2 protein-coding genes are annotated in these 2,250 nt (G+C 30.0%); one reads left to right on the top strand and one right to left on the bottom strand.

Annotated elements, in window-relative coordinates:
* A partial coding sequence (locus QZ824_RS11405; RefSeq protein WP_291276139.1) for a hypothetical protein occupies positions 1-542 on the bottom strand: 542 nt, incomplete at its 3' end.
* 346 nt (positions 543-888) lie between these two features.
* Between QZ824_RS11405 and QZ824_RS11400 the strand changes: the two genes are divergently transcribed.
* On the top strand, positions 889-2,250 hold a 1,362-nt coding region (locus QZ824_RS11400; protein ID WP_291276138.1), incomplete at its 3' end, for a choice-of-anchor L domain-containing protein.

Raw genomic sequence — 2,250 nt, 5'->3', positions numbered from 1 at the left:
TTATAGTATAAGTCAGTTATTTCTTTGTTTTCTTTAATTTGCGCAAAATATTCGTCTATCTTTTGATTGATTGACATGGCACTATGAAAACCTTTAAAATAACCAATACATTTTTTTTCCCAATTAAGTAATTCTAACATCAAAATTTCGTTTTCATTTTTACTATTGAGTTTTTTTGCTTTTTGTATTATACGTAAACATTCTTCATAAAGTCCTTTATAAAATAAAATTTCTACTGACTTGATAAGATTTTGAAGCTTTAAGCTTACTGTTTTTTCAAAATGAAATTCATTCAAGGCTCTTAAAATAAGTTTGTTTAAATAATTTAAGTCATAGGATATGTTTTTATCGGAAAAGTGATGTTCATTTATAGATTTTTTTAATAATTGTTCATCAATCTCATTATTACTATTGAATATATCAAAAAGCATTAGGTATTTATTCTGATTTCCAAAAATATTCTTGTTTACGAATAACTTAAAATAACGTTTTTCGTTCATAGATAATGAATCTATTATCTTTTTTGTTTCTTTAATAATCATATTGGGTTGTTTTCTGGAATACAAAAATACTCGTTTTTTTATGCAAATATTAATATGTGAATATATATTTTTGACCTATAAAAAATAATTTATTAAATAAAGTTAAAATATATCTATAATTTATTGATTTTCATTTTTTTATATTTTTAATTATCTAGGGGTAGATGGAGTAATCTTTTACTGCTCTATAGTTGTTTTATATATGAAATGTAAATAAATATTGATTTGTTAATAATTTAATAATCTAAATAATGCTATTTTTTGGTGGATTTTAAAGTTTTACAAGATATTGTGAAGTTTTTATGAATCAGATATCTGGAAATTTAGTGTATTTAAAACTATACATATGAACAATAAGAACATGAATTCTATTAATATGAAATTTAAAATTCCTTTTTTACATTTATTTACTATTCTGCTAATAAATTTGAGTTTTTCACAAATTACTATTAACAACTCGTTATATACTCCTTCTCAATTAGTTAATGGTGTTTTGGTTCCCAGTGGTAGTGGAACAGTTATTTCAAATGTTCAATTTTCAGGTGTTTACAACAATTCAGGTAGATATCAATTAGGTTATTTCTCCACCGCAGGTTCAACCTTAACACAGATGGGGTTTACTAGTGGACTAGTTTTATCCTCAGGAAATACGACTACAATACCTTTGACTTTAGGTGCAGATCCAGGTGCGACACAGATGGGGACAGCTTTCACCTCGTGTACAACAGGTGAAGTTAGACAAGGAGGAACTTGCCCTACTTTAAATAATGATCTTGATATCTTGGCTGGCGCACAAAATTTTTACAATGCGGCGGTTCTTGAATTTGATTTTGTACCAGTTAAAAATGCTGTTACATTTCGTTATATTTTCGGCTCAGAAGAGTATAATGATAGTAGTAATTCGGCATTTGATATTAATTACAATTGTTCTTCTTATAATGATAAGTTTGGTTTTTTAATTAGTGGTCCTGGTATTTCTGGAGGTCAAGGATATACAAACAACGCTAAAAATATTGCTAGATTATCGAACGGAGCAGAAGTGTCAATTAATTCAGTTAATGATGGTATTGTTGGATCAAGTGCTTCTCCACAAGATGCATCATTTTGCTTAGCTGCTAATGGCTCTTGGGTCCAGAATACACCTTCTCCTGAGTTTCTAGGTACTATAAATGGAACCCAATTAAATGGTAATACTAGGATTCTTTCAGCAACTCAGACAGGTTTAGTTCCAGGTCAAACTTATCACATAAAATTAATAATTACAGATGTAAATGACGCCACTTATGATAGTGTAGTATATTTAGAAGCAGGAAGTTTTACAACAGAATTAACTTGTAATGCTGGTGTAGATCAAAATCTTTGTGGTTTAACAACCACAAGTTTAGCAGCAACAGCACCAGGATCAGGTACTTGGTCAGTTATTTCTGGTTCAGGTACTTTTTCCAACAATAATAGTCCAACATCCTCCGTTTCTGGTTTAGCATTCGGAACTAACATTTTTAGATGGACGTCAAGTGATTCGTCTTGTTTTGATGAAGTTACAGTTACAGTTAGTTCTACCCCATCGGTTCCAACGATTAGTTCTACTTCGGCTACATGTTCTTCAGGAGGAAGTTCCACGATTAGCAATTATGTATCGGGTCAAACATATGTGTTTACTCCTTCAGGTCCTACTGTTGGGTCTGGTGGTGTTATTTCAGGAATGGTT

Origin of the sequence: Flavobacterium sp. (assembly GCF_021151785.1) — a bacterium.
GTDB lineage: Bacteria > Bacteroidota > Bacteroidia > Flavobacteriales > Flavobacteriaceae > Flavobacterium.
This window is presented reverse-complemented; position numbering and strand designations above follow the sequence as displayed.